At 39.5% G+C, this 21,052-nt stretch carries 24 protein-coding genes; 14 read left to right on the top strand and 10 right to left on the bottom strand.

The features are described 5' to 3' along the window. Positions 1-39 precede the first annotated feature (39 nt). Positions 40-222 (bottom strand): helix-turn-helix domain-containing protein, encoded by a 183-nt coding sequence (locus RM552_RS11425; RefSeq protein WP_311368974.1) that lies wholly within the window; start codon positions 220-222, stop codon positions 40-42. A gap of 114 nt (positions 223-336) precedes the next feature. On the opposite strand from RM552_RS11425, the gene RM552_RS11420 reads away from it, so the two are divergent. Continuing rightward, positions 337-936, top strand: a complete 600-nt coding sequence (locus tag RM552_RS11420; protein ID WP_311368973.1) for a YhgN family NAAT transporter — start codon at positions 337-339, stop codon at positions 934-936. A 12-nt stretch (positions 937-948) separates the two neighbouring features. Continuing rightward, positions 949-1,533: a YjaG family protein gene (locus tag RM552_RS11415; RefSeq protein WP_311368972.1), complete on the top strand. Its 585-nt coding sequence runs from the start codon at positions 949-951 to the stop codon at positions 1,531-1,533. 70 nt (positions 1,534-1,603) lie between these two features. On the opposite strand, the gene RM552_RS11410 is transcribed toward RM552_RS11415, so the two are convergent. Beyond that, complete coding sequence (locus RM552_RS11410) at positions 1,604-2,320, bottom strand: hypothetical protein (protein ID WP_311368971.1); 717 nt, start codon at positions 2,318-2,320, stop codon at positions 1,604-1,606. 191 nt (positions 2,321-2,511) lie between these two features. Between RM552_RS11410 and RM552_RS11405 the strand changes: the two genes are divergently transcribed. After that, a complete protein-coding gene (locus tag RM552_RS11405) occupies positions 2,512-3,444 on the top strand; it encodes a S1 family peptidase (RefSeq protein ID WP_311368970.1) in 933 nt (310 codons plus the stop codon). Here RM552_RS11405 and rsmD read toward each other — a convergent pair. Further along, complete coding sequence (gene rsmD, locus RM552_RS11400) at positions 3,437-4,120, bottom strand: 16S rRNA (guanine(966)-N(2))-methyltransferase RsmD (protein WP_311368969.1); 684 nt, start codon at positions 4,118-4,120, stop codon at positions 3,437-3,439. The genes RM552_RS11405 and rsmD overlap by 8 nt on opposite strands. Positions 4,121-4,175: 55 nt before the next feature. On the opposite strand from rsmD, the gene ftsY reads away from it, so the two are divergent. Genes ftsY through ftsX form a run of 3 tightly spaced genes read left to right on the top strand, consistent with a single transcriptional unit; the run spans position 4,176 to position 7,103 of the window. Then, complete coding sequence (gene ftsY / locus RM552_RS11395; protein ID WP_311368968.1) at positions 4,176-5,411, top strand: signal recognition particle-docking protein FtsY; 1,236 nt, start codon at positions 4,176-4,178, stop codon at positions 5,409-5,411. Positions 5,412-5,436: 25 nt separating this feature from the next. Continuing rightward, positions 5,437-6,126, top strand: a complete 690-nt coding sequence (ftsE, locus tag RM552_RS11390) for a cell division ATP-binding protein FtsE (protein WP_311368967.1) — start codon at positions 5,437-5,439, stop codon at positions 6,124-6,126. Then, complete coding sequence (gene ftsX / locus RM552_RS11385) at positions 6,123-7,103, top strand: permease-like cell division protein FtsX (RefSeq protein WP_311368966.1); 981 nt, start codon at positions 6,123-6,125, stop codon at positions 7,101-7,103. Before ftsE ends, ftsX begins: the two co-directional genes overlap by 4 nt. A 7-nt stretch (positions 7,104-7,110) precedes the next feature. Here ftsX and RM552_RS11380 read toward each other — a convergent pair whose 3' ends face one another. Then, a complete protein-coding gene (locus tag RM552_RS11380; protein WP_311368965.1) occupies positions 7,111-8,394 on the bottom strand; it encodes an EAL and HDOD domain-containing protein in 1,284 nt (427 codons plus the stop codon). A 381-nt stretch (positions 8,395-8,775) separates the two neighbouring features. Here RM552_RS11380 and rpoH point away from each other — a divergent pair, with 381 nt between their 5' ends. Further along, positions 8,776-9,630 carry an RNA polymerase sigma factor RpoH gene (gene rpoH, locus RM552_RS11375; protein ID WP_311368964.1) on the top strand — a complete coding sequence of 285 codons (855 nt, stop codon included), beginning with the start codon at positions 8,776-8,778 and terminating at the stop codon, positions 9,628-9,630. A 291-nt stretch (positions 9,631-9,921) separates the two neighbouring features. On the opposite strand, the gene RM552_RS11370 is transcribed toward rpoH, so the two are convergent. From RM552_RS11370 to pip, 3 genes are read right to left on the bottom strand one after another with little or no spacing between them, the layout of a single operon-like run. Continuing rightward, positions 9,922-10,827, bottom strand: a complete 906-nt coding sequence (locus RM552_RS11370; RefSeq protein WP_311368963.1) for a bifunctional GNAT family N-acetyltransferase/hotdog fold thioesterase — start codon at positions 10,825-10,827, stop codon at positions 9,922-9,924. A gap of 14 nt (positions 10,828-10,841) precedes the next feature. Beyond that, positions 10,842-11,279 (bottom strand): D-aminoacyl-tRNA deacylase, encoded by a 438-nt coding sequence (dtd, locus tag RM552_RS11365; RefSeq protein ID WP_311368962.1) that lies wholly within the window; start codon positions 11,277-11,279, stop codon positions 10,842-10,844. After that, positions 11,276-12,226, bottom strand: a complete 951-nt coding sequence (gene pip / locus RM552_RS11360; RefSeq protein ID WP_311368961.1) for a prolyl aminopeptidase — start codon at positions 12,224-12,226, stop codon at positions 11,276-11,278. The genes dtd and pip overlap by 4 nt, the downstream gene beginning before the upstream one ends. A gap of 168 nt (positions 12,227-12,394) precedes the next feature. Here pip and RM552_RS11355 point away from each other — a divergent pair, with 168 nt between their 5' ends. The 4 genes from RM552_RS11355 to RM552_RS11340 all read left to right on the top strand — a co-directional run bounded on the left by RM552_RS11355 (position 12,395) and on the right by RM552_RS11340 (position 15,094). Beyond that, complete coding sequence (locus RM552_RS11355) at positions 12,395-12,622, top strand: hypothetical protein (RefSeq protein WP_311368960.1); 228 nt, start codon at positions 12,395-12,397, stop codon at positions 12,620-12,622. Between the two features lie 38 nt (positions 12,623-12,660). Further along, the gene (locus tag RM552_RS11350) at positions 12,661-13,317 is read left to right on the top strand and encodes a DUF2959 domain-containing protein (RefSeq protein WP_311368959.1); all 657 of its coding nucleotides are present in this window, start codon (positions 12,661-12,663) and stop codon (positions 13,315-13,317) included. Further along, positions 13,317-14,237, top strand: coding sequence for a 23S rRNA (adenine(1618)-N(6))-methyltransferase RlmF (rlmF, locus tag RM552_RS11345; RefSeq protein ID WP_311368958.1), 921 nt, complete (start codon positions 13,317-13,319; stop codon positions 14,235-14,237). Before RM552_RS11350 ends, rlmF begins: the two co-directional genes overlap by 1 nt. A gap of 236 nt (positions 14,238-14,473) precedes the next feature. After that, the gene (locus tag RM552_RS11340) at positions 14,474-15,094 is read left to right on the top strand and encodes a CCXG family PEP-CTERM protein (RefSeq protein ID WP_311368957.1); all 621 of its coding nucleotides are present in this window, start codon (positions 14,474-14,476) and stop codon (positions 15,092-15,094) included. A 218-nt stretch (positions 15,095-15,312) separates the two neighbouring features. Here RM552_RS11340 and RM552_RS11335 read toward each other — a convergent pair whose 3' ends face one another. Beyond that, a complete protein-coding gene (locus tag RM552_RS11335) occupies positions 15,313-16,692 on the bottom strand; it encodes a GntP family permease (RefSeq protein ID WP_311368956.1) in 1,380 nt (459 codons plus the stop codon). Positions 16,693-16,849: 157 nt separating this feature from the next. On the opposite strand from RM552_RS11335, the gene RM552_RS11330 reads away from it, so the two are divergent. Continuing rightward, positions 16,850-17,335: a hypothetical protein gene (locus tag RM552_RS11330; RefSeq protein ID WP_311368955.1), complete on the top strand. Its 486-nt coding sequence runs from the start codon at positions 16,850-16,852 to the stop codon at positions 17,333-17,335. A gap of 117 nt (positions 17,336-17,452) precedes the next feature. Here the strand turns inward: RM552_RS11330 and RM552_RS11325 are convergent, their stop codons facing one another. Together RM552_RS11325 and RM552_RS11320 are read right to left on the bottom strand one after the other, a co-directional pair. After that, positions 17,453-18,031 (bottom strand): methyltransferase family protein, encoded by a 579-nt coding sequence (locus RM552_RS11325; protein ID WP_311368954.1) that lies wholly within the window; start codon positions 18,029-18,031, stop codon positions 17,453-17,455. 9 nt (positions 18,032-18,040) lie between these two features. Then, the gene (locus RM552_RS11320; RefSeq protein ID WP_311368953.1) at positions 18,041-18,406 is read right to left on the bottom strand and encodes a DUF3703 domain-containing protein; all 366 of its coding nucleotides are present in this window, start codon (positions 18,404-18,406) and stop codon (positions 18,041-18,043) included. A 99-nt stretch (positions 18,407-18,505) separates the two neighbouring features. Here RM552_RS11320 and RM552_RS11315 point away from each other — a divergent pair, with 99 nt between their 5' ends. Continuing rightward, positions 18,506-18,931 carry a Cd(II)/Pb(II)-responsive transcriptional regulator gene (locus tag RM552_RS11315; protein WP_311368952.1) on the top strand — a complete coding sequence of 142 codons (426 nt, stop codon included), beginning with the start codon at positions 18,506-18,508 and terminating at the stop codon, positions 18,929-18,931. 327 nt (positions 18,932-19,258) lie between these two features. Next, positions 19,259-21,052 (top strand): ExeM/NucH family extracellular endonuclease, encoded by a 1,794-nt coding sequence (locus RM552_RS11310; RefSeq protein ID WP_311368951.1) that lies wholly within the window; start codon positions 19,259-19,261, stop codon positions 21,050-21,052.

The raw sequence follows: 21,052 nt of genomic DNA, 5'->3' as shown, positions 1-21,052 counted from the left end.
CGAAAGAAATTTATTTTTCCGATTTGTTTTTTAGGTGGATTAAAGTCCGCCTAAGCGCTCTGCCAATTCTTTATATTTGGCAACGGCATCTTGGTCAAACATGGGTTTGTCGGGTTCAGAATCGGGCACTGAAACTAGTAGGCGTTCTCTTTCTAAACGCGTAACGCGTGCTTCTTGTACGCCTAAAAATTTTGCAACATCTGATACTGTCATCAAAGACATAGAAACTCCTAATACATTTTGTTGTTTTGCGTTTACACTGTAACGACAATGGCATTTAAAACTTGACCGTTTAATGCACTTTTATTGGCATTATTTTTTGGGTAATTTGTAAGTATGTTTGATATATTTTCTGCTGCGACCATGTTGTTTTTGATCATGGATCCGATGGGTAATTTACCCATTTATATGTCGATTCTAAAATCGATAGATGAAAAACGTCGCAAGTGGGTAATCTTGCGTGAATTGTGTATCGCGTTGTTTATATTATTAGTGTTTTTATTCAGTGGCCAAGCCTTGCTCGATTTTCTAAAGGTTGAGCAAGAGACTGTTAGTATTGCCGGTGGTATTATTTTATTTGTTATTGCAATCAAAATGATATTTCCTAAGCCCGGCGGAATTATGAATTTACCAGAGGGTGAAGAGCCGCTTATCGTGCCGCTTGCAGTGCCTATGATAGCAGGGCCATCGACCATGGCTGCTTTGATTTTATTGGCAAATCAGCAACCTGATAAAATGTGGCATTGGAGTTTAGCATTATTAATCGCATGGGCACTCAGTGCGGCTATTTTGCTAATGTCTAATACAATTCATAGATTGGTTACTGATAAAGGTTTGCGCGCTATCGAGCGGCTTATGGGTATGATCCTAATTATGATTGCTATTCAAATGTTATTAAATGGCATCAGCGCTTATATGACGCATCAATTTTCTTAAAGGAGAGCTTTTTTGAAACTGAACACTTTCGCCATGATCCGCGATTTAGCTAGGCCAAAAGATATGCTCTTTTCTTGCGCTCTTATGCAGCGAATGCTACCCAGTTACCAACTATTTTCTGAAGCCAGTGAGTTCGGTGACCCACAAATAGCACAAAACGTGCTTGACCTCATATGGGAATGGTGTGCGACGCCAAAAAATAAATTCAATGCGACTGTACAAGCTGAAAAAGTCGAAGAAATTATACCCGATATAGCCAATTTCGATAGTTTTGGTGTTTACCCTGCACTCGACTATTGCATGGCGCTTAGTTGCGCATTGCAGGCTTTTAACCAAGAACATGAGCAGCCAGCGGTAACCATTGCCAAGCTGAGTCAGGGGTCTGTTGAGGCTTATATTCTTGCAACTGCTGAGCAAGAACTGACATCCCAAGAGATAAAAGAACATCCTTTGATGGTGTTTGAAATTGAAACGCAAATGAGTTTATTGAGCTATTGCCGCGACAACAAAATGACTAAAGACTTAGTGACACAATTAAAAGCCGACTTGATAAGACAAAACCCGAGTAATTTGGGTTTAGAAGTTACAGAAAAATAGTTTAATTAAGTCACTATGCAGAGATCATAAAAGATAACTCGAAAAGGACATCTATGTTCTTCACTTACTATTATGAGCTTTTGTCACTTGGTATTGTGAAATGGCCTTTCAGGTTGTCTAGTGAGCGTTGATGTGACTTGATAAAACGCAATTGAATATTATTTAGGTCAATTATTACTTTCATGGTGTTAAAAATCTCTAAGCGATTTTTATTTAGCTCTTGGTTTGGCAATAAAAAAGCAGTCTTGTCTTCACGAAAGTCTATTGGCGCAATAAATTGCAACTGAGTAATTAATTTGCCTGCTTCTCCCCGGTAGGTTTGCGTCCAAGATTTTGTTGATTCCACCAACATACGATGTGAGTTTAAAGATTTGCGTAGTTCGGTATTTCTGAGGATAATAATTTTTCCAGATGAAAAAATCTCATTCAAAGTACCCGTGTCAGCACGTATCGAAAACAAGACATCGAAACTTTTTCGTAGTTCATAAAACTGAGCAATATTCTCTGCGTTAACCCCATTGTCTAGTATAAGTTCGGCAGCGCCTCGTTGATTTTCCAGCGCTAATTCGATCTGAGATAGGGATCGTTCAATACTGTGACTACTTGTATCGACATCCAATGACAATCGATCTTGAAGTATTTTTTCTTCTTCTCTTTCATTTATTTGGTCGTTCCAATCACTGACTTGCATCCCTAAGAAGATACCTACTATGACGACAAGGACATCTAATCCTACAGCAAACCAATTTTGGTCTTTAATGTGTTTTGCGAAGCGTCTAAGTAACATTGGTACTCTCTGCAGTTAAAGAATGAAAAGAATATAGCTAAGCTTTTGTGAAAGCAAACGGTCACTCTTCGGAATAACGTCCATATTTAGAAGGTAGAAGCTTTTTTAAGGATACAATTGCTTACAGTATCTAGTTAATACTCTATGTTAAAAAAGCTTATAGGAAAATTTTAATACGGAGCATCAAAGTTATGAGCGAGTTCATAAATACGAAAATAAAAAGAGGAGTAATTAAAAAACCTACTTTTTTCAAAGCAATAAAACTACTAATTTTTTGCCTAGGCATTATTCCTTTAATAAGCCCTGCAATAATTATCCGACACGATATATCTGCCGAAAAGTACGATGCTTCCGCGTCTGACTTTCCGCCATTAGCGACTTTATATTCAATTGGAGTTCACGGCACTTTGATTCACCCAGAATGGGTTGTGACGGCTGCTCATGCGGTTTTTTGTTTGCAGCCGGGGCAAAAAATCAAAGTAGGAAATGAAATAGCGACTGTTGCTAATCGTTACAGTTACCCAGAATATATTCTTGGTGAAAAACACGATATAGCCTTAGTTAAACTCAATAAGCCGGTTATGTCTGTTGAGCCGGTTGCATTGTTCGAGCAAAATACTGAAAAGGGCATGGTTACCTGGTTTATTGGCGCTGGTGGCACGGGCACAGGACTTGAAGGCGAAACTGTTGGCTTTGAAGAAAATAAAGGCAAACTTAGAAAAGCGCAAAATAAAATTGTTGAAGTAAGAGCTTCAGATATTGTCTTTAAATTTGAAGAAGGTTCAAATGGCCTACCCTTAGAAGGCGTTTCTGGTAATGGTGATAGTGGTGGACCAGCCTATGTACAAGATGAGAGCGGCTACACCCTTTTAGGAGTAAGTTCAAGAACCGGTTCATGGGATGAGGGTCACAGTGACTATGGTGGCGGCGAATATAATGCGGGAGAATATGGCGTGACTGAATTTTATACTCGGATTTCTTTTTATACTGATTGGATTGGGCAAGTCATATCAGCCACCAGTGAATCGATGAGAAAGCAAATATCGACTCATGATGCATTTTTACACCCGGGGATGGAAGTCGAGAATATGCCTCAATTGTGCAACGCCATTGAAATCAAATAGAAACGCTGAATAGCCGAGCTAAAACTTGGCTAGTTTTTATTTCTTTTAATAAATTCATATTCTCGGGGATGATGTACTCGTCGTCATGGCTACCTTCAATATATACCTTAGCATTGCTGCTGAGTAAGTCATGCGTGAATAAATAATCGAGACTTTTTTTAATGAGGCCCTGACCAAAAGGGGGGTCTAAAAACACCAAATCGAAAGGTGCTATATCGTTGATGTTGACTTGTAGAGCACTTGCTTGAAGTATTGTTGCGTTGTCAGTTTCTTTTAAACTATTTATGTTGCTTTGTATTTGAGCGGCTACTTTTACATCTTGTTCTATAAAACAAACATGCTTTGCGCCGCGTGATAGAGCTTCTATCCCTAAGCTTCCGCTTCCCGCATACATGTCGAGACATGTTGCATCAGGTGTATGCGTCATTAACCAATTGAATAGCGTTTCTTTGACTCTGTCACCAGTAGGGCGTAATCCTTCATGCACCAGTACAGGCAAACGACGAGTTCTGTGTTTGCCACCAATGATACGGACCAAGCCCTTTGAAGCCTTTTGTGTGCGACCACTACCTCTACCAGAACCGCCGCTTTTAGCATGTCGTCGATTAGTATTTTGTTTGTTTGTAGATTTTCTGCTTGACGGGAATGGCGGCATAGGGTGTCTAAGTGCTATCATTGATTATTATCTTTTTTCATCATAGCAATTTTTTATAAGCGAAGCGTAGGCAAAGATGTCAAAACTATTCAAATGGTTTAAAAAAGGCGAAAAAGAAGACGCCAATTTAGAACCAGAAACACAGTTCACCCCAGAAGCCCCAAGTGAAGTTAAACAAGAAGAAGCGCCAACAGAAGTCGCTAAAGATTTTTCAAAAGAAGCAGTAGAAAAACTTCCTAAAGAAACTGAACTAGAAAAATCTAACAATGAAGTTGAAGAAAGTGATCAGGAATCTGGCGTATTATTACAAACTGAGCCTGAGCCTGAGCCTGAGCCTGAGCCTGAGCCTGAGCCTGAGCCTGAGCCTGAGCCTGAGTCAGCAAGCCTATTTTCACGTTTAAAGTCTAGTTTGGCGCGCACCAAAGCTAATATCGGCAGTGGTTTTCGGGCCATGCTCTCAGGCAAAAGTATCGACGACGAATTGTATGAAGAGCTAGAAACTCAGTTGCTATTAGCTGATGTTGGTATGAATACCACCAATGAGATGATAGTAGAGCTAACCGAACAAGCCGACCGCTCTCAGTTAAAAGATGGAGAAGCGCTATCTAATTTGTTGCAATCACAAATGCAAAACATGCTCGATAAAGTGAATCAGCCACTAGATTTCACCTTGAGTACCGACGAATCAGGCAAAAAACACCCCTTTGTTATTTTAATGGTAGGTGTAAACGGAGTGGGGAAAACCACGACGATAGGCAAACTTGCCAAGCAATTTCAAGCCGACGGAAAATCAGTTATGTTGGCCGCAGGCGATACGTTCAGAGCTGCAGCTGTTGAACAGCTCGAAGTATGGGGTGAGCGCAATGATATTGCAGTTGTAGCTCAACATACAGGCGCCGATAGCGCTTCCGTTATATTTGACGCGATTGAGTCGGCTAAAGCAAAAAATGTTGATGTGTTAATTGCTGATACTGCTGGTCGACTACAAAACAAAGACCATTTAATCGAAGAGTTGAAAAAAGTGGTGCGAGTCATGAAAAAACTCGATCCTAATGCCCCTCACGAAGTTATGTTAACCTTAGACGCGAGTACAGGGCAGAACGCAGTAAGCCAAACTAGAATTTTTAATGAGGCTGTGGGTATTACGGGCATCAACCTCACCAAGTTAGATGGCAGTGCAAAAGGCGGTGTTATTTTTGCGCTAGCTAACGAATTTGCCATCCCTGTTCGTTATATAGGTATCGGAGAGGGGATAGACGATTTGCGTCCATTTGAGTCCAAGGCCTTTGTAGACGCTCTTTTTGCTGATTAAGCATAAATTAAATAATGCATGAATAATGATTAAATTCGAAGAAGTAAGCAAAACCTACGCCGGTGGACAACAAGCGTTAAGCAAAGTTAATTTCCATGTTGAACAAGGTGAAATGGCTTTTTTAACTGGGCATTCAGGTGCCGGTAAAAGCACTTTACTCAAACTTATTAGTTTAATGGAACGACCGAGTGTGGGCAGAGTCTTAATCAATGGACATGATCTTGGTAATATCAAACGCAAACAAATCGCGTATATTCGCCGTGACATAGGCATGATTTTTCAAAGTCATCAATTACTGATGGGTAAATCAGTTTTTGACAATGTGGCGCTTCCACTCATTATTGAAGGGCACACGCGCAAAACAATAAGCAAAAGAGTTGATGCCGCACTTGAAATGGTCGGTTTGCGTGATAAAACTCGCAACTTACCCATTACCCTATCTGGCGGAGAACAACAGCGTGTGGGTATTGCAAGAGCCGTTGTAAACCGTCCGCCTTTATTACTGGCAGACGAACCAACGGGTAACCTCGATCCAAAGCTTTCTATGGAAATCATTCGTTTATTTGAAGACTTTAATAGTGCGGGTGTATCTGTGTTTATCGCCACCCATGATTTAGGGTTAATTGCGCGCATGAAGTACCGAACTTTAACCCTTAAAAAGGGTAAAATGATTACCGATGGTCTGTCGCAGTCAGATGAGGAAGCTTGGTCATGAGTTTACTTTTTAGCGGTCGTAAACAAGCATCTAGTGGCCATAAAATCGGGTTTTTCCAGCGTATAATCATGTTCTTTGCTGACCATCTTCGTCAATGTGTGAATAGTGTGGGTGATTTGTATCGCACTCCATTTGCATCTTTAATGACAATCGGTGTACTGGGCTTTAGCATCACTTTGCCTAGTACCTTATATATTATGGTCGAAAATACTGAACAAATTACCGAACAATGGCAACAAGCGTCAGAAATATCCTTGTTTTTGAGAGACGGCCTAAGCGAACCTGAAGCACAGCAGCTTTTGAAGCGTTTACAAAGTTGGGATGAGATCAGCAGTGTCACCTATGTGTCTTCGAAAGAAGCATTAGAAGAGTTCCAAAGGTTATCAGGTTTAGGTGAGGCTCTCGATTATCTCGACCGCAACCCTTTGCCCGCTGTTATGATGGTTGTGCCCACCTCTAAACACGCAAGCCCCACGGCTGCAGGCGTGTTACTCGACAAATTACGCAAAGAAAGAGAAGTCGATATTGGCAAGCTAGATATCGAATGGTTAGAGCGCTTGTATAGCTTACTCGCTATAGCAAAGGAATTAGTATATTTGCTTGGAGGCTTATTACTGTTTGCCGTTGTGCTCATCATTGGCAACACCATTCGTTTGAATATACTGAACAAACGAGATGAGATCTTAGTAATGAAACTAGTTGGTGCAACCGATGCATTTATACAACGTCCATTTTTATATACGGGCTTTTGGTATGGCTTATTAGGCGGTTTAATGGCCTGGGTTACTGTTACGTTAATACTACTTTGGATAGGATGGAGTTTAGATAGTTTTTTACAACAATATCAGCTGGATTTAAATATTACTGGTATGAATATCTCTGCACTATTCGTAATGTTATTCGTATCAATAGCGTTGGGTTTGGTAGGCTCGTTTATCTCTGTGCAAAAACATGTGAGTGAAATAGAGCCTTCTTAGAACAATACTATTGGGTTTGTCCAGTAGAGCGCTGGCGAGATTGCGTTGGTTTTTTGCTCACTGGTGTAGGCCGCGTAACCGGATACATATGTGATACGGCTTCTGTCATTTCATTTTGCCATTTGACTGCTCGTCGGTAGTTTTCAAACATTGAGGCTTGGCTGAGTCCTAGTTCTTTACTCATTTCAATAATGCGTTTCCAATTTGCTGCCTCAATTGCTTTTGCTGCGCCAAGTAAGTCCCAAAACTCACCTTCTTTATTGGCTAAAGCCTTAATGATTTTGTCGTCGAGTTTAAGTGAAGAAAGTAATTCGGCAATATCTTTTTCTAAAATGACATCAATAAGTGAAAAGAGGCCAACTAAAAATGCAGACATTGCATCGTTTTTACTATCGGTATCTGCATTGAGTAACTCACAAAACTTTGCCCTAGATAGAGATAAATTGAGTAATTCGTTTGGTTTATCAGAATTTAAACCTGCCATAGAAATTATAGCAACAAAGCGCTTAACCATTAATTCACCTAAATAATTTAGGGCATGGCGTATTGAGCTGATCTTATAAGATTTATTCACCATGGGGTTGTTAATGAATTTGAAAAGTAAAAACGATAAGGCGGGGTCTGTTTCAAATATTTTTTGCAGGCTATCAATGTTTAGTTCAGGTTTACTGATTTCACTCATTAACTGCATATAAGACATTTTACTGCTTGGAATAGACTTTTTGTTTTCATTGTCTTCACGCTCAAGAAAAAAGAAGCCTTGTACTAAATCTACTCCTAACTTTTCGCACTGTTCAAATTGAAAACGATTGTGTACCTGAGTGGCAATTAGTTTAATGTCGTACGCTATTGTTTGTCGTTTTAGCTTTTCAATATCGGCAGGTGTAACCACTAAAGTATCTACTTTTACGAAATCGGTCGACTTAAACATTTGGACATCGTCTATGTCTTCGTAATTTAAAACGATTTTGAAACCTTGGGACTTTAAATGAGTTAAATGTGCGATATTTTCTGAGGTAGTTTGCAAGGCCATATCAGAAATTTCTACGATGACATCATCTGGCGAAAACCATGCTGCAAAGTTTTCAACATCTTTTGGCATAACATTGACTATTGTCAGGTTGACATGAAGCAGGTCGTCTATACTGAGAACCTGTTCGGGCTCACCATGCAGACTCAACTCTTTCAAATCTACTGGAAACACACCTTTTAAGTTTCGATAATAAAACTGGTAAGCAAATAATTGTTTTGATAAGTCGAAAATAGGTTCTCTTGCAAATATTTTGTTCATGAAAAACCAAAAACCCCGAGTAAATTTTTAAAAAATAGGCATTGCTTGCCGATATGCATCTCTAGTAAAATAGTTATCGACATTTTTCGAACTTTTTTTACTTAAATATGAATTTATAGGGCATTTGCACTTGAGTTTCGGTGTTTAATCCTTATATTGAACAAAATGAAGGAAATACAAGTATTATATTTCAAGTGATCACAAAACGGTTTCAAAAGCATAGTAGCAAAAATACAGTGTTAGAAATTAGTGATGAAATAATTAATGCGAACTAAGTGTCTATTAAAGAGTCATAAGCGAACGCTAGACAAATATTAAGAATTGTTGTTAGTAACACAACATAATTAATAAATAGGCATAGTAGATTTTTACGAGGTAACAATGAAACAAGACATGCAATCATTAGCCCTTACGGTTTCCCATAGCGGAAGCATTGAGAGCTATGTACAAATAGTGTCTGGCATAGATATGTTATCGGCAGAGGAAGAAAAGTCTCTGGCCACCAGACTATTTGAAAATGAAGACTTAGAGGCTGCGCGTGCATTGGTTATGTCGCACTTACGATTTGTTGTTCATATTGCTAAGTCGTATGCAGGCTATGGATTACCACAAGCTGACTTAATTCAAGAAGGCAATATTGGCCTTATGAAGGCAGTTAAGCGTTTTGATCCTAATGTGGGCGTGAGATTGGTCTCGTTTGCAGTGCATTGGATAAAAGCAGAAATCCATGAGTTTGTTTTGAAAAACTGGCGTATTGTCAAAGTAGCGACTACAAAAGCTCAGCGCAAATTGTTCTTCAATTTACGTAAAGCCAAAAAGCGTTTAGGTTGGTTTACGCACGAAGAAGTCCAACACGTTGCTGAACAGTTAAATGTGAGCACCAAAGAAGTACTGCAAATGGAATCGCGTATGGCGAGTCAAGATGCTGCTTTTGATTTGAGTGCCGACGATGATGAGTCTAGTAGCTTTAGTCCAGCACAATATTTAGAAGACAAAACAACAGACGTAGAAATGTCGGTGATCAATTCCGATATGGACGCAAGCGCAGCAAAGCGCCTCCACGCGGCCATTAGAACCTTAGACTCGCGTAGTCAGCATATTATTGAAACGCGCTGGTTAGCAGATGATAAACTCACTTTGCAAGACCTTGCTGATGAGTACGGTGTGTCTGCCGAACGTGTTCGGCAAATCGAAAAGAATGCGATGAAAAAATTGCAAAACGCAATGGTAGCGTAAATCAGCAACCAACTTCGTTTTGTACACAAAACCACGCTTAGCTTAATTGCCAGCGTGGTTTTTTATATTTAACGTTCCTTAAGCGAATCACGGTAACAACACAAACCAATAACCCAGACTAAAATAGTAGTTTGTAGGGTCACTAATTTAAGGACGCTTTGCGCCATCCATGGCCGCTTAACAAAAGGCATCCATGCCTTTTGATACCTTAAATTAGTGACCCTACAAACTACTTTTAATTTTAATCTGAGTTATTGGTTTGTGTTTTCGAGCTTTTAGAAATATTTGAGCTTAATTCTGTTTACTTGGCAGTATCCAATATTGTGCGGTAAATTCTGCGACTGCGTCTTCGTTATCGAAGATATTGACATTAAGTGATGCTGGGCACTTTTTGCCATTGCGTAAAAAATCGAACTTCGCATCAACCGATTCAATATCACATACCGCTCTGGGTTTCATAGTGACGGGTTTATGGTAATGGATATTAGCATCGCCTAACACAATTTCACCACTTAAGCCTTTTTGCTTCATTTGCAAAAATAACATGCCCCAACCGGTTAAAGTAGCAAGCGAATATATGCTTCCAGCAAACATGGTGCCATGTAAGTTGATATTTTTATTTAAGGACGCACGCGTTTCTATTGTGCGCTCTGTATACTGGTGAAGTAATATGCCCATATGCTCTGAGATTGGAATGCGCTCATGCCAAGTGTTTTGAAGCTCTGCGCACCATTTTGGATGCAGAATTAATACGTGATTGTCAGCTAAATATTTGACCACCATCTTGCGCTTTAAGCTGCCTAGTTCGGTAGGCGCGTCTTCTTGGATCATAAAACCGCAAGCAGAAAAAAACGGAATGGATGATTCTCTCGCATTACTAACTGCGCGTTCTGCACCCATCTCACGAGCGACGTCTTCTAAGGTATCGATAATTATTTTACCAACGCCTTTTCGACGATAAGTATTGTCTACCGCAATATGCCTAATTTGCGCTTCTTCAGAGGTATTTAAATGTACACGACCACATCCAATGATTTTGTTGTCTGAACCGATAATAATTCTGTGTTCGCTAACACTTTCATATTCGTCCTTTTCAGAACCTTCAGGGTATCCCCAAGGCTCACGCAAGCATAGCCATCGAAAATGATAATAAGCTGCTAATTCTTTTTCAGTTTTTGGCGTAGTGACAGTATACAAAAAAATTCCTAAGATTAGATTTTAAGGTAAAAAGTGGCCGGGCCATCATTTACTAGCGATACCTCCATATTAGCGCCATATTGCCCTTGATGACAGCGTCCAATATTGGTTTGATAATATTCAATAAAATAATGATAGAGCATTTCACCACTTTCATGGGCCGCCGCGTTCGAAAAACCAGGCCTATTCCCTTTTTTTACATCTGCTGCTAGCGTAAACTGCGATACAACTAATAAGTCACCAGCAACATCACTCAGGCTTAAATTCATTTTATCGTTTGCATCTGCGAATATACGAAGCTTACTAACTTTGTTTGCCATTGTTTTAGCATGTGTATTTGTATCCCCTTTTTCAACACCTAAAAGTAATAATATCCCCGAATTTATTTGGCTAATGATAGTGTTATCGACGGATACTTGTGCCGATTTAACCCTCTGAATCAAGCCTATCATGACTCATCCAATAGTTGACTAAAATAGTGTAAGGATTTGTTGAGTGTTTTATTAATACCCGCTTCTGCCATGCTGTGACCTGCATTGTCTACTGCAAATAGCTTGGATTTGGGTAATTGTTTATGCAAGCTGCTTGCCGCTTCAAATTTGCATACCATATCGTAGCGACCATGAACGATATGCATAGGAATATTAGAAATAGCCTTTGTATTATTTAAAATAAAGTTTTCATCAATGAAACAATTATTCATTAAGTAATAACATTCCATCAATGCAAGGGAATATATTTGTGCTTTACTTGCCTGTTGACTGGCGACCAATTTACTAGGTTTTAACCTTGAAATATTTCCTTCCCAATTGAACCAAAGTTGAGCATATTTAATGCGAATTTCTTCATGCTCGCCGGTTAATTTACCAAAAAAATAATTGCATAATTCTTTACTGTTAGTGAAAGTAAAGGATTCGGTAAATTCTGCATATTCTTCACAAAAAACTTGGGCGGCGCCTCCGCTTGGGGATAAAAACCAGTCAGTGTCGGCCTCCCTTGCTAAAAAAATACCTCTTAAAATCATGCCTAAAACACGTTTTGGATGGGCGATCGCATATACCAAACCTAATGTTGAGCCCCACGATCCACCAAATACCAACCATTTATCAATACCAAAAAAGTCTCTAATTAATTCAATATCGCTAAGATGTGCGGCGGTGGTATTATTGTCTAGGCTTGCTGTTGGTAATGAGCGCCCACATCCCCTTTGATCAAAGGCAATAACGCGATAATTAGTGCCAGCAAATAACCATTGATAATGTTGCCCAATGCCTGCTCCAGGACCACCATGAAGAAATAACGCGGGTATACCATCGCTGGGACCTGACTCTTCAACATAAAGTTGATGGCCATCTTGGCTGGTAATTTTATATGACTTTGTTGTTTTGAAACCATCCACTATTTTGAATTTCCTTTTTAGCGAATATTTTGAAACAAATTGCCCCTTGCGGATTACTGCTTTAGACTACATTTATTGGTAAACTAAAGAATGACAACTCTTGCATGATTTGACTTTTTCGTCAAATGCTTGGGCTCAATGTTAAACAAATAAGGGAAACGAAGGTTTATGTCAGGACAAGGTTCAGGTGGGAATGTACTCGCGGCAATATGCAGTTTTTTTATTGTTGGATTAGGGCAATTGGTTCAAGGTCGAATTTTGTCAGCAATAATATTTTTTGTGGTGGTTTATGTCGGCTACGCGTTATTTTGGCTAGTTATCCCTGCGATAATAGGCGCTATAGTGCATTTGTGGTGTATTATTGATGCGGCAAGATTTAAAGGCGAAAGCTCATAAGCTTATGCTTTTATTGATAATAACTATAAGAGGTTAGTATGAAACAGGTATTGGTATTTGGATTTATTTCCTTGTTTGCGTTAACGGGCTGTAAGTCAACCGTACAAGACGCATATTTTAATATGTGGGAAAAAATTGGTTTTGAAAAGCGCGAAATTTTGGTTGATAGAGTAGAAGATGCGCAAGAATCACAGCAAGAAGCGCAAGAACAGTTTGCAAGTGCCTTAGAGGAGTTTAGTACCCTCATCAATTTTGATGGTGGGGAATTAGAAGAGGTCTATGGCTCATTAAATGATCAATTTGAGGCTAGCCAAGAGAGCGCGCAAGATGTTACTGACCGTATAGATAAAGTACAAAATGTGGCTGAATCTCTGTTTAGAGAATGGGCTGAAGAAATAGAGTTAATATCTAATGCCAATTTAAAGCGTGATAGCGCGCGCCAAATGAAAGAAACACAACGCAAGTATGATGGTTTGTTACGCTCTATGCGCAAGGTAGAAGGAAGCATGCAACCGGTACTTACCGCTTTACAAGACAACGTGTTGTACTTAAAACATAACCTAAATGCTAATGCTATTGGCGCTCTGCAGGGAGAACTCTCTACTATTAAACGAGATGTTAACGTGCTACTCAAAGAGATGAACGCAGCCATTTCTCAGTCTGATGAGTTTATAAAGACCCTACAAAGCGAATAGTGCATCATCGTAATATTCACCGCAATGCTTATGATTTTGACGCCTTAATCATTGCGGAACCTCCTCTTGAAGCTTGCTTGACGGTGAATCATGCCGGTCGCAAAACTATCGATTTTGCTAATCCGCTTGCCGTTAAGCTACTAAATAAAGCACTTTTAAAGCATCACTACGGTATTGATTTTTGGGATATCCCCGATGGGTATTTATGCCCGCCTGTGCCTGGAAGGGCTGATTATATTCATGCTCTGGCAGACTTATTAAGCGATAGTGGCGTAATTGATGATAAGAGCACTAAGGCCATTCGTGGATTGGATATTGGAACAGGCGCCAACTTGATTTATCCGATTTTAGGCAGTCAAATATACAATTGGAAGTTTGTTGCAAGCGATATTGATAGAGCGGCACTGCAGTCAGCGAGCTTGTTAGTTGATGCGAACAAAGCCTTATATAAAAAAATAATAGTACGCCCTCAATCAAACAATAAGCACTATTTTAAAACGGTTGTTGCAAGTCAGGATTCGTTTTCGTTCAGTATGTGCAACCCGCCATTTCATGCAAGTGCCGCGGCGGCAAACGAAGGTTCATTAAAGAAAAAGCGCAATTTAGGCAGGCATAAATTAAAGCGAATTAAGTCCCTAGGATTAAATAAAGAAGCGTCTTCACATATCCAAACGTTAAATTTTTCGGGCCAAGCCAAGGAGTTATGGTGCGACGGTGGAGAATTACGTTTTATAAAAAATATGATTTTAGAAAGCCTTGAATTTAAAAAGCAGATCGTGTGGTTTACCAGTTTAATCTCAAACAAGAAACACGTGGCTCCCATTATAAAATATTTGCAGAAAAGCCAAGTTAAAGAACATAGAGTGGTTGAAATGGCGCAAGGTAATAAAATGAGTCGATTTATTGCTTGGCGTTTTTAATACTAAAATATATAAATTGAATCCCCTTGTTGTGTACTATCTGTCTTATACGCGCAAAATATTACTCTATATGGGCAAGAAAAGGTCGAGGAATTCGCTAATGCATTTGTTTGAAAAGTGTCCAAATATTTTACATCAACGAAATTTTTTATTGTAAGCGCATGAAAATAATAGAAATATAAATTGGCCCAATATTTGCTTAATTAAAGATTCTTAAACAAAATGAGTAGTAGAAAATGTTGAAAAAATTATTTTTAAGCGCATCTTTATTTACGAGTCTTGTGTTTGCGGCAAACGCGGCAATCATAACAGTTGAATACGCTGATGCAACTTTCCCCAACGCCAACAATGACTTGGCAGCGTATTGGGCAACAATAAATTCAAGCGATATATCTTCTGATGATATAGCTGTGGCAACGGGCTTATACAAAGGTTCAAGCAACAACAATACAATCTTTAATATGTCGATTGAAGTCAACACAGCGGTTAATACAGTATTTGATTTGTACGCAGGGCTTGATGCTGGCCGTGGCGCTGAAGTCTTTTTAAATGGTTCACTAGTTGTTGACGTTAACGACAACCTTTGGTGGAGCAATAACTGGAATCCTGTGACAAATAGTGCAGAACTAATTAGCGCAACAGGCATGAATTTAAGTACTGGTTATAACATAATCAACGTACTTTGGGCTGAAAACGGAAATAGCGGCGGTAACAGTTTTGAGTTGGCGATCGATGGTGGTCAAAGACAAGCATTATCTTCAACGCAACTTTCAACAGTTTCTGTTCCTGCACCGTCGTCTATTGCTCTTTTAGGTTTAGCGCTTGTTGGCGTTGCATTTACAAGACGCACTAAATAAATCAATACTATGACAGTTCGACTTTCTGATTTAACAGAAAGCACCAAAAAAAAACCAGTTAACACTGGTTTTTTTTTTTACATAAAATTTAGCTTGAATAACGATTGATGTATCTACCTTATGGCATATTAAGTATGCATTCACACTCGCATTTAAAGTTTAACTCTCAGACTCAACATGAGCATGGATAATAGCAATCTCAGAATTTACATTGTAGCTTAGAGTATTACACTCAATAATGCGCTTAGAACAAAGCCAATCAAGCCAAGTAGGGTAACCATTACAGTCCACGTTTTTAAGGTTGTTTTTTCATCCATATTAAACAAACGACTCACTAACCAAAAACCTGAATCATTGAAATGTGACAGCACAGTTGCCCCGCAAGCAATTGCGATTACTATTAAACTAAGGTCAATACTCGTTAGGCTGCTGTCGGAGATAACTACAGGCGAAAGTAAAGCTGCTGTGGTAGTGAGTGCAACGGTAGCTGAGCCTTGTGCTACCCGAATACAACTTGCAATGACAAAGGCGACAACAATAATTGGTAATCCCATGGTTTGTAGGCTATTTGCCAAAGCATCACCTATACCGGACGCACGTAAAACACCTCCAAACATGCCTCCAGCTCCCGTGATCAATATGACACTGCAAATTGGTTTTAATGAGCTTTCGCATAAGTCTTGGAGTGCTTGCATGCTATAGCGTTGCGAAAACATAATCAAACACAACAACAAGGTGGTAAGCAGTGCAATGGGGGTATTACCAATAAATTGAATGAATGCTATAAATGTTGAATCACTTTGTATCACTTGTGCTGCAATAAGCGTTGAACAAACAGTATTGAAGGCAATGAGTACAACTGGCAACAATAATATCAGCAATACATTTGAAAATTTAGGAGGTGTTTGTTTTGCTTTTGTGGAAGGATCATGGGCCAATAATGTATTCTGCCAGTCAATGCTGTACTTTTTGCCTACATAAATACCAAAAATGTATGCGCCCAAATACCAAGTAGGTAGCGCAACAAATAAACCAACCAGTAGTAAAACGCTAATGTCGGCGTTTAAAAATCCTGCGGCAACCACTGGGCCTGGATGTGGTGGCACAAATGCGTGCATAACCGCTAATGCACCCGCAACTGGTAAGGCATATATCAATATTGGACCATTAAAGCGCTTAGCAACACTAAATATAATGGGTAGCATTACAATAAGGCCAGCATCAAAGAATATTGGGAAACCAAAAATTAAAGCACTGATTCCCAAAGCCAAAGGAGCTTTTTCTGTTCCGAACTTGCTAATTAGGGTGTCTGCTAATACTTGAGCGCCGCCAGAAACTTCTAATATTTTTGCAATCATCGCACCTAGTCCAACTAACAAAGCGACTGCCGCTAAGGTGCTACCAAAACTTTTTGTCATGGTGGGAATAAGTTCGTTACTTGGAATGCCGGCTGCAAATGCAGTCAATACACTCACTAAAATAAGCGCAATAAATGCGTGAAGTTTTAGCTTCACGATTAACACCAGTAAACATACAATGGCGCTTGCCGCCACCAATAACAAATAACTTGTGTTTGCTGTTGTAACAATCTCGGACATAAATATTAGCTTACAAGATGACGTAATAGGTTAGCATAAAGCAAAAAACCTACTCGGGTGAAGATTTTAAGCAAAAAATTTAAATTTATTCTTTGAACATCAGTTGTTTTGCCGATATCTTACGCTTTAAATAAATGATCACTTATAGATAAATAAAATGCTAAAAATCAATCTAATCAAACAAACATACAAGCCTTTCGTTTTTGTTGCCGCCTTAATTTTTTCGAGCTTTGCTTCGGCACAATCATTGATAAATGACATGCAAAGTTGCCAAGCGCTTATTGAGTTTGTTGAGCAAAGATTGTCGTCACCCCCAGCGAGCTATGATAAAACCAAGGTTACGAATATTTTAGAGGGTTTGGGTGCCTACAATACGCACATACAAGAAACAATTGTCACACCAGGTCTATTGCAATTTAATCAAGGCGACAAGGCCAAGGCACAAAACATGCAGCAGCAAGTAGATGCATACAAAAAAACATTAATTGCTAATTTCGCAAAACGCTTTCCTGAAAATAGAATGTATACCGACTACGCTGTAAGCTTAAATAATTGTACAAAAAAAGCGGTGCCAGAAGGCGAAGCATTAGAACAATTGAAAGTTGCTTTAAATACAATGGTTGCTTTGGCCCGGTCTCATTAAGTATTCACGAGAGCATTTTGCTAGCCTGTTTTTAAAAAGTATTGCATGCTTGGCAATTTAAGCCATTATCGTATATGCAATCTATCATGTTAGTCATTTTGAGTGGGCAGTTAGTGCTCATGGTTTGTAACGATTGGTACTAGCGAAATATTCTCTATAATTATTGCCATGAACTTTCATTAAATATGGCTCTTCAATTTTCCGAACAATGACCTCGATGCAAATCCAGCAAATCAAGGCGCATGCCCACAACAAAATACAAGGGAACGTGATGCATATGCCAATCCAAAACAACAAAATACCAAAATATATAGGATTGCGGGATCTCGCATAAATGCCATGTCTAATGAGTGGTGTAGTTTCTAGCTGATCGACGCCAATTCGCCATGAGTCTCCCATTTGAAATTGCGAAATCAGCGTTACTACAACACCACTCATGCCAATCAAAAAGCCAAGTGATTGAAGAGCGAAAGTCGGCAGATACAAGAAGGTTGCTCCTTGTAAAAAACCGAATAAAATTAAGCCAAAAGCAAAACAGAAAGTCAGTACAAATATAGCTCCGGGCATAACTTCTACCCATGGCGCATCTTTAGCGGCGGTTCTGATCCCAAAATCACCATTTCTTTTAAATTGCACAAAGCTTCGACCAATTACGGCTAGCAATAGAAAAGCGCTAATTAATGTAAGTGATATCATGTTTACCCTCTACGATTTTGCTTGTCTTATCTGATTGAGTATCGCCTTGTTTTCTGGCGATATGGGCATTGGCTTAAAAGGGTTAACATTGGCTCCACCTGTATTGCCTTCTGGCAACAATCCAATAGCGGTTTTGGTGAGTGCGCCCATTATCCTAATTATTTGACCAAATACTTCTTTATTGTCACGTTGTTTTAAACCAAATTTAAGCATCTGATAATGCACCACCGTATGATGATATGTTGAGTGTTGCCCAATAACGTGCGCATCTTCCAATGCTTTGAAGCCAGCTTCGAGATCGTGGTTAGAAAAACTGTCATTTGCCTGCTTCATTTTCTTGTTCACATATGGTGTTGCAGATTGTGTGAAATTCATAATTACCCTCTTTATTTTGTTTTTTCATTCGCTTTACCTACCGATAACATAAGTGTAAACTCTATACTAAGTATAGGGTCAAGCAATTGATAGGTGATTATGAAAATTGGCGCATTGTCCGCAAAAACAGGTCTAAGTATTCAGGCAATTCGTTTTTATGAGCGTAAAACATTACTGAGCAAACCTGAGCGAACACAATCTAATTATCGAAGCTACTCAGATGAAGCACTTCAACAGTTAATGTTTATCAAGCAATGCCGTGCATTAGACATGACAATTGAAGAGATAAGCCTAGTGTTAGAGGCTCGCGCCAATCCGGAAAATAGCTGCCAGGATATAAACGAGACCATAGACAAGCATATAGAGAATATTGAACATCGTGTAGACGAATTGAAAGTACTTCAAAAAAAGCTTGTTTCCATACGGTCAAATTGCGCCAGTGATACCAAAATTAAGGAATGTGGAGTATTGCATAAATTGGATAGTATTGTTGAGGTGCAGAGTGCTTCGAAAAGTAATAGTTAATCACGACGAAGTAAGTCAAAGTAAATTCGAAAAACAATGATTTCAAAACAGCGCGCCAACGTCCTCTAAGCGATCAAAAATTAGTTATATCTGGACTACGAATCCTGTAAAAATCGAATAGCTGATTTTCTTATAACATCCCCACAAGGTAACAATGACTATAGAAAAATGCGTTTTAAATTTTGGCGCGTTGTAACGGTTTGCGGTTCATAGGAGTTGTCTGCCAACCTCAAAATACAAAAAGCCTTTTAAACTAATGCGCTCAGATTATTGTATAAGCACCAGTCTATGTATTTCATAGTTACAAACACATTAGAGGCATCAACCATGCAAGTTACAAAGCACATATTATTGTTAGTCATATTATTTGCGCCACATGCTAACGCAAGTGCACTAGATTTTCCTAGCATTGAAAAATGCGCAGCACCTGCAACGTTAATAAACCAAATACAAGGCGATAGCAATGTATCTCCAAAGGTCGACAACGACGTCGTTGTTGAGGCAATAGTGACCTTAGTTGCTCCTGGTTTACAAGGTTTTTTCTTGCAAGAAGAAGTTGAAGACTTTGACACAAACCCAAATACTTCAGAAGGCATATTTGTATTTACAGCTAATATGCCAATTACGGTTAAAGAACGAGAGTTAGTGCGAGTGGGAGGGACCGTAACCGAATCCTTCGAAAAAACGCAATTAAACCTAAAAGCCCTTTCTAATAGTTGTGGCACCGCTAATTATCAAACAAGCGTATTGAATCTGCCGCTTTCTAGGGAGCAGTCTTTTGAAGCTTTTGAAGGCATGGCCGTGACGGTTGAGCAAACTCTTACCGTAGTTAATACTTACAACTACACCCGATTTGGAGAAATAGAAGTCGCTAATGGACGCTTATTTACGCCAACGCACTTATTTGTTCCTGGGTCACCAGCAGCCTTAGCGATAGCTTCTGAAAATACGCGCAATAAAATTACCTTAGACGATTTATTTAACGGTGCGCCGCAATCTGTTGATATAAATGGCGAGTTATCGGCAAAAAATCCACTTAGAACAGGTAGTACAATCTCGGGTATTAAAGGTGTCGTTGATTATAGTTTTAATACATACAGAATCAGGTCAACTGCGGTTCCTGTGGTCTCATCTGCTCCACGCCCAGAAGTACCCAAAGTAAAGGGTGATGTTAAAATTGCGAGTTTTAATGTACTCAACTTATTTAACGGTGATGGTAAAGGTGGTGAATTTCCGACGCCGCGCGGTGCCGATAATATTGCCGAGTATAATTTGCAGCTTTCGAAAATTGTGAATGCAATTTTACCGCTCGACGCCGATGTAGTTGCGCTAATGGAGTTAGAAAATGATGGTTTTGGCTCTCACAGCGCCATTGCTCAATTGGTTGAAGCTATGAATAAAGCGGCGGGTAAGGGTGTTTACGATTTTATTGACGCTGGAGGGCCGCTTGGTACTGACAGTATTGCCGTGGGTATTATTTATCAACCAGCAAAAGTAGCACCGCTCGGTGCGGTCGAAGTTCTTGATGAAAGCAAATCTTTACGCGACAAAGACGGACCTTTGTTTAGCACTCGTCGAAATCGTCCCGCAATGGCGCAAAAGTTTGTGGCAAGGAATAACAAAGATACATTTGTTGTTAATGTGAATCACCTGAAATCTAAAGGCAGTCGTTGCGGAGAAGGCGATGATAGTGCTGATCAGGGTAACTGTAATGGCACCAGAACTCGCGCTGCAAAGGCTTTGCATTATTGGTTAGCGGCCACATTCTCAAATCAGCCAATTTTTATCGTTGGCGACCTAAATGCTTATGCTAAAGAAGACCCGATAACAGAGTTGGCAAAAGCGGGATATACCGACCTTGCTAGAGAATTGAATGGTGCAAAGGCCTATAGCTATGCGTTCCGCGGCCGTTTTGGTTCGTTAGATTATGCCTTAGCCAACCAAGCGGCTAAAAAGTTAGTCCAATCGACTGTAGAGTGGCATATCAATGCTGACGAACCAATTGCACTGGATTACAACGATGAACTGCCGGGTGACCTTAAAAAGCCTGCTAACTTTAACGACAAGTCGGCTTTTCGTTCGTCAGATCACGATCCCGTAATAGTCGGGTTTAGTTTTTAG

It is taken from the genome of Glaciecola petra (assembly GCF_031846345.1).
In the GTDB taxonomy this organism is placed as follows: domain Bacteria; phylum Pseudomonadota; class Gammaproteobacteria; order Enterobacterales; family Alteromonadaceae; genus Glaciecola; species Glaciecola petra.
Note: the sequence above shows the minus strand (reverse complement) of the source record. Positions and strands in the feature narration are given on the sequence as shown.

What these genes read in the sequence shown, in the direction of transcription:
- RM552_RS11425 (WP_311368974.1), bottom strand. Translation starts at nt 222, where the DNA reads ATGTCTTTGATGACAGTATCAGATGTTGCAAAATTTTTAGGCGTACAA.
- RM552_RS11420 (WP_311368973.1), top strand. Translation starts at nt 337, where the DNA reads ATGTTTGATATATTTTCTGCTGCGACCATGTTGTTTTTGATCATGGAT.
- RM552_RS11410 (WP_311368971.1), bottom strand. Translation starts at nt 2,320, where the DNA reads ATGTTACTTAGACGCTTCGCAAAACACATTAAAGACCAAAATTGGTTT.
- RM552_RS11405 (WP_311368970.1), top strand. Translation starts at nt 2,512, where the DNA reads ATGAGCGAGTTCATAAATACGAAAATAAAAAGAGGAGTAATTAAAAAA.
- rsmD (WP_311368969.1), bottom strand. Translation starts at nt 4,120, where the DNA reads ATGATAGCACTTAGACACCCTATGCCGCCATTCCCGTCAAGCAGAAAA.
- ftsY (WP_311368968.1), top strand. Translation starts at nt 4,176, where the DNA reads ATGTCAAAACTATTCAAATGGTTTAAAAAAGGCGAAAAAGAAGACGCC.
- ftsE (WP_311368967.1), top strand. Translation starts at nt 5,437, where the DNA reads ATGATTAAATTCGAAGAAGTAAGCAAAACCTACGCCGGTGGACAACAA.
- ftsX (WP_311368966.1), top strand. Translation starts at nt 6,123, where the DNA reads ATGAGTTTACTTTTTAGCGGTCGTAAACAAGCATCTAGTGGCCATAAA.
- RM552_RS11380 (WP_311368965.1), bottom strand. Translation starts at nt 8,394, where the DNA reads ATGAACAAAATATTTGCAAGAGAACCTATTTTCGACTTATCAAAACAA.
- rpoH (WP_311368964.1), top strand. Translation starts at nt 8,776, where the DNA reads ATGAAACAAGACATGCAATCATTAGCCCTTACGGTTTCCCATAGCGGA.
- dtd (WP_311368962.1), bottom strand. Translation starts at nt 11,279, where the DNA reads ATGATAGGCTTGATTCAGAGGGTTAAATCGGCACAAGTATCCGTCGAT.
- RM552_RS11355 (WP_311368960.1), top strand. Translation starts at nt 12,395, where the DNA reads ATGTCAGGACAAGGTTCAGGTGGGAATGTACTCGCGGCAATATGCAGT.
- RM552_RS11350 (WP_311368959.1), top strand. Translation starts at nt 12,661, where the DNA reads ATGAAACAGGTATTGGTATTTGGATTTATTTCCTTGTTTGCGTTAACG.
- RM552_RS11340 (WP_311368957.1), top strand. Translation starts at nt 14,474, where the DNA reads ATGTTGAAAAAATTATTTTTAAGCGCATCTTTATTTACGAGTCTTGTG.
- RM552_RS11335 (WP_311368956.1), bottom strand. Translation starts at nt 16,692, where the DNA reads ATGTCCGAGATTGTTACAACAGCAAACACAAGTTATTTGTTATTGGTG.
- RM552_RS11330 (WP_311368955.1), top strand. Translation starts at nt 16,850, where the DNA reads ATGCTAAAAATCAATCTAATCAAACAAACATACAAGCCTTTCGTTTTT.
- RM552_RS11325 (WP_311368954.1), bottom strand. Translation starts at nt 18,031, where the DNA reads ATGATATCACTTACATTAATTAGCGCTTTTCTATTGCTAGCCGTAATT.
- RM552_RS11320 (WP_311368953.1), bottom strand. Translation starts at nt 18,406, where the DNA reads ATGAATTTCACACAATCTGCAACACCATATGTGAACAAGAAAATGAAG.
- RM552_RS11315 (WP_311368952.1), top strand. Translation starts at nt 18,506, where the DNA reads ATGAAAATTGGCGCATTGTCCGCAAAAACAGGTCTAAGTATTCAGGCA.
- RM552_RS11310 (WP_311368951.1), top strand. Translation starts at nt 19,259, where the DNA reads ATGCAAGTTACAAAGCACATATTATTGTTAGTCATATTATTTGCGCCA.